The organism is Trueperaceae bacterium (assembly GCA_031581195.1).
GTDB lineage: Bacteria > Deinococcota > Deinococci > Deinococcales > Trueperaceae > SLSQ01.
The window spans coordinates 1-4,965 of sequence record JAVLCF010000142.1 but is presented as its reverse complement, the minus strand read 5'-3'; the positions used below and the strand labels follow the sequence as shown (position 1 = coordinate 4,965).

The 4,965-nt window shown below is 79.0% G+C and carries 6 protein-coding genes; 1 reads left to right on the top strand and 5 read right to left on the bottom strand.

What is annotated here, in order from left to right; all coding sequences use genetic code 11:
- From RI554_10465 to RI554_10445, 5 genes are all read right to left on the bottom strand, one after another.
- On the bottom strand, positions 1 to 1,710 hold a 1,710-nt coding region (locus RI554_10465), incomplete at its 3' end, for a hypothetical protein (protein ID MDR9392438.1).
- Entirely contained in the window at positions 1,707 to 2,414 is a 708-nt protein-coding gene (locus RI554_10460) for a hypothetical protein (protein ID MDR9392437.1), read from the bottom strand. The genes RI554_10465 and RI554_10460, both read right to left, overlap by 4 nt.
- Positions 2,411 to 3,115, bottom strand: a complete 705-nt coding sequence (locus tag RI554_10455) for an SDR family oxidoreductase (protein ID MDR9392436.1) — start codon at positions 3,113 to 3,115, stop codon at positions 2,411 to 2,413. Before RI554_10455 ends, RI554_10460 begins: the two co-directional genes overlap by 4 nt.
- A complete protein-coding gene (trpC, locus tag RI554_10450) occupies positions 3,112 to 3,969 on the bottom strand; it encodes an indole-3-glycerol phosphate synthase TrpC (GenBank protein ID MDR9392435.1) in 858 nt (285 codons plus the stop codon). Before trpC ends, RI554_10455 begins: the two co-directional genes overlap by 4 nt.
- On the bottom strand, positions 3,950 to 4,225 hold the full coding sequence (locus tag RI554_10445) for an acylphosphatase (protein MDR9392434.1): 276 nt from the start codon (positions 4,223 to 4,225) through the stop codon (positions 3,950 to 3,952). Before RI554_10445 ends, trpC begins: the two co-directional genes overlap by 20 nt.
- Before the next feature lie 147 nt (positions 4,226 to 4,372).
- Between RI554_10445 and RI554_10440 the strand changes: the two genes are divergently transcribed.
- The coding region (locus RI554_10440; GenBank protein MDR9392433.1) for a hypothetical protein at positions 4,373 to 4,965 on the top strand (593 nt) is incomplete at its 3' end.

The window sequence follows — 4,965 nt, the reverse complement described above, 5'->3', positions numbered from 1 at the left end:
CGCCTCCCACCCGTCCTCGCTCGCGTCCCCCCCGAACCGGCCGGCGGCGTCGACCCGGACCGCCAGCGTCGCGCGCGGGACGGCGGCGTCGGGACCGACCGCGAGCGCCGGCACGCCCACGTCGAGGGTGCCCTCCCCCCCAAGGCGATCGGTGCCGACGTCCTCCGGCGGGAGCCGCACGTCGGCGTACGCGCGGAGGCGAAGCGACGCACGTTCGGGACCCCGTCCGAACGCTTCGGTACGCACGTCGGTGCGCAGCGCCAGCTGCGACGTCGCCCCCGCCGGCCCCATCCAGAACGGCTCGGGCCCCGCCGCCCAGCGCCGCTCCCACGTCGCGTCGAGCGCCGCCCTCCCGAACGCGTCCACCTCGAACGTGCGCCCCACCCCGGCCCGCAAGGTCGCCGCGCCACGCACGCCACCGCCCGAGCCCCCCACGAGGCGCGTCCCCTGCACGTCGACGCGCGCGACGGCCGACAGGCGCAGGCCCGCGACGTCGCGCGTCGCCTCCACCTCCGCGTGGGCGGGGACGCGCACCCCCGCGCGCGGCGCGCGGTCGCCGTCGCGCGGCGTCGCGACCGCCTCCACGCCGAGCCCCGCGCGCGTCGTCACGTCCGTCGCGGGCCCCCCCGACGCCGCCCGCCACCGGGCGGATGGCCCCACCCGCACCGACCGGTCCGCCCCCGCCAGGTCGGCGACCGCCTCGACGCGGGTCGTGGCCCCGAACGCGTCGGGCCCCGCCCGCCCCGCCGCGAGGGTGACGCCCTCGGCGTCGGCGGCGAGGGTGATGCGGTCCCCGCCGGCCTCCGCGACGTACCGGACGACCGGCGCGAGGGTCGGTGCGGTCGCGGTCCCCGCGCGCAGTTCGGCGCCGCCCGCTTCGCGCAGGCGGAGGAGCGAGACGACCCCGAGCGCGTCGTCCTCGCGCTGCTCGAACGGAACGCCGACCTCCGCCGCGCCCGCCCCGACCTCCAGCCGGTCGCCCAACGCGACCGGCACCCCGAGGACCCGCAGGCGCGGCGTCGTGAGCGCGAGGCGCCCCCCGTCGAGGTCCGCCGTCGCGCGGTCCGCAGCGAAGCGGATGCGGACCGGACAGTCGCGGCACGAGGTGCCCTCCACGCCCGTGAGGACCAGCCCCCCCGACGGGGGCAGGTGGGCGGCGTCGGCGGCGAACAGGTAGCCGTCGGTCGCGGCGCGCACCCCCGTCAGGCGCACGTCCCCGTCCACCAGCGTCCCGAGCTCGGCGACGGCGAGGACGCCGGGCCCGAGAAGGACGACGTCACGCACCTCGAGCGCGTCGACGCGGCCGCGGACCGACGCCGCCCGGAGGCGCCAGGCGTCGACGTCGAGGACCGCGTCGTCCGCCGCGACCCGGACGGCGTCCCCCGACGCGGCCCCCCCGAGCTCGAGGCCGGCGAGCTCGAGGCGGGCGATGCGGATGCGGACCTCCTGCGCGTCGAGCTCGATGCACACGCCGCCGTCGAGCACCGCGCGCCCACGGTCGCCCTCGACGCGGATCGCGTCGTACGTCGCGCGCCCCACCCCGCGCAGCTCGACGACCGCGCCCGTGTCGGCGCAGGGCGTCCCGACGCGCGGCTTGGACCACGAAGGGTCGCGTTCCAAGGCGTCCTGCGCGAACGCACCGCCGGCGAGGGCGGCCGCGAGCGCGACGGCGCGCGCCACGCGGACCGGCGCGAACCGCGAGGGGGTCACGGCCGCAACGGAGCGAAGCGGGTGCGGAGCGCATCGTCGACGGTGTTCGCCGCCCGGTACGTCGGCTCCCCCGCGTCGGTCGTCGTGGGCACGATCTGCAGGATGGCGTCCTCGCGGTCGTCGCGCAGCGTCAGGAGGCCTTCGGCGTAGCGGTACGGCCCGAGCAGCCACGCAGCGCCGCTCGCGACGTCGACCAGCAGCGCTCGCGCCTCGAGGTCGGGCCGCCGGGCGCGGGGCGCATCGAAGCGGACGAGGTCGGGACCGAAGACGATCCGCGCCGACGTGGCGCTCACTTCGAGCCCCGCACCGACGTACGCGACGCCGTCCGGGGCGACGGCGCGCCCCGCCGCCAGGTCGACCTCGAGGCGGGGCGCATCGAAGCGGGCGGCCTCCAGCTCGGCGGACACCCCGTCCGCCTCCACGAACGCCCCCTCGAGGAACCGGATGCGCTCGGCGTCGAGTGCCAGGCCGGTCTCGGCGTCCACGATCCGTCCCCCCTCGGGAAGCTCCGTGACGAGCGTCGCGAGGTCGAGGCGTTGCGGGCCGTCCGGCACGACCGTGAGGCGCGCCGACGCGGGCACGGCGTCCGACGTCGCGTCGCTCGGCGAGGTCGCCCCCTGGGCGACGGCGACGCCCGGCGGCGTCACGAGGCTCGCGACGAGGCCGAGCGCGAGCCCGACGGCGAGGCCGGCGACGGCCCTCACGCCGGCCGCACCGACACGTCGGGCACGTCCACCCCCGGGGGGGCGTCGAGGGCGTGCACGATCCAGGCGGCGACCGCCTCCGGCGTCAGGTACGCATCGGGGTCGTACGGTCCGCCCTCCATGCGCCGCACGTCGCGCTGCATGGGGGTCGCGGTCCGGCCGGGGTAGATCGTCGTGACGCGCACGCCGGGCGACTCCTCCTCCCGCAACGCGTCGGCGAGCGCGCGGAGCGCGAACTTCGACGCGGCGTAGCCGCCCCACCCGGCCCGCGCCCGCTGACCGGCGCCGGAATTGACGAACACGACGCGCCCCCGCCCCGCCCGGAGGGCGGGCAGGAGCGCGCGGGTGAGCACGAACGGCGCGCGGACGTTCAGCGTCCACTGCGCGTCCAGCGCCTCGACGCCGAGCGCGCCTAGGCGCCCCAGGTGCGCGACGCCGGCCGCGTGCACGACGCCGGCGAGGCGGTCGGGGAGGGCCTCGGCGAGCCGCGCGACGGCAGCGTCGTCGGTGAGGTCGCACGGGTGGACGACCGCCTCCGCCCCGGCGGTGCGGACCGCGTCCGCGACCGACGCGAGGCGGTCCGCGTCGCGCCCCTGCAGGTGCAGGGTCCGGCCGGGCGTGGCGGCGGCGCGGGCGGTGGCCGCCCCGATGCCGCTCGACGCGCCGGTGATCACGTGGGCGTCGGGCGGGCCCCCGCTCACGGGGCGACCTCCGCCTCGCGCAACGCGCGGACGGCGGCCCCCAGGTCGCCGGACCCGGCGAGCGACGTGCCCACGAGAACGGCGTCCGCGACGCCCCGGACGGGCGCGAGGTCGGCGGGCGTGGCGTACCCGGATTCGGCGACCGCGACGCCGTCGAACCCCTGCGCGCGCGCCCGCGCCAGCAGGCGGGGGGCGACGTCCAAATCGACGTCCAGCGTCCGCAGGTCGCGGTTGTTCACCCCCAACAGGCGCGTCCCGGCCGCCAACGCGTCGTCGGTCTCCGCCGCGTCGTGCACCTCCACGAGCGCGTCGAGGCCGGCGGCGTGCGCGTAGGCGACGTACGCCGGCAACGCCGCGCGGAGGACCGCGGCGATCAACAGGACGCCGGCGGCGCCCGCGGTGCGGGCCTCGAGGATCTGCGCGGGGTGCACCACGAAGTCCTTGCGGAGGGCGGGCACGTCGACGGCTGCCGCGACGGCGTGGAGGTGGGCGAGGTCGCCCCCGAAGTGGGTCGGCTCCGTCAACACCGACACGGCGGCCGCCCCGCCCGCGACGTACGCGTGGGCGGCGGCCACCGGGTCGAGGTCCGCGATCGCGCCCTGCGACGGACTGCGGCGCTTGATCTCGGCCAGCACCGCGAGGCCCGCCCCGCCGAGCGCCGACGCGAGCCGGCCGCCCCCCACGGCGGCGACCGGCGGGTCGGACGCGGGGTCGGGCGCAGGGAGGGGATCCGGGACCGGGGCGGAGGCGTACGCGGCGGCCCGCTCCCGCGCGATCGTGCCCAGCACGCCGGGGATCGCGGCGAGGGCGGCGGCGTCGAGCGGGGCGGGCGCGTCAGTGAACGTGGAACCCACGCACGCCCCCTCCCTGCCCCCACTGCACGTCGACGTCGTCGACGACGGCGTGCGCCGGCCCGCGGCGGAGGAACACCAGCCAGTGCTCGAGATCGGCGCGGGGCCCTTCGCCGACGACCTCGACGCGGCCGTCCGCGAGGTTCTCCGCCGTCCCGGCGAGCCCCAGATCGAGGGCGTGGCGGCGGGCGAAGGCGCGGTAGCCCACGCCCTGCACGCGGCCGGAGACCAGGGCGGTGAGGCGCGCGACGTCGTCCATGCCCGCGCATGCTACCGCAGGAACCCGGCCCGCCTCCGCCCCGCGCGACGCGGTACGCAGCGCGCCCGAGCGCCGCGGGGGACGGTGCTACCCTTGGGCACGCCACCGCGCTCCGCCCCCAGGGCCGGCCCGGTTCGGCCCACTTCGATGCCGAGACGCCTGCTCGCTCCCCTGTTGTCGTTCGCGGTGATCCTCGCCGCCGCCGTCGCGCCCGCCACGCCCTGGCTGCGCGACGCCCTCCTGGAGCGACTCCGCGCCCCCCTCGCCGCCGCCGGCTGGACGGTCGCGTGGGAGGCCAGCGCCGGGAACGCCTGGCGCGGCGTGACGCTGGACGGCGTCACCGTCGCGGGACCCGACGCGACGGCGACCCTCGAGCACCTCGAGGTCGGTTGGTTCCTCCCCGGCCTCGCGACCGGCGCCGTCCCGATCGACGTGCGCGCGTCCGGCCTCGACGCCGACGTCGCCCTCCCGGCGGGAGCGGGCGGCGCGACCGCGGTACCCGACCTGCGCGCCCTCCTCGACCCCGGCGCCCTCCCCGCCGCTGCACGCCGCCTGCGACTCCGCGACGTCGCGGTCCGCGACGCGTCGGTCGCGGTGGGTGGCGCGCCGTACGCGCTGCCCGACCTCCGCCTCGCCGACCTCGAAATGCAGGACACCGGTGCGCGCCTCACCGCCACCGCGACCCTGGTGGGTCCGGACGGACCCGACGACGCGGGCCGCCTGACCGCGACGGTCGCGTC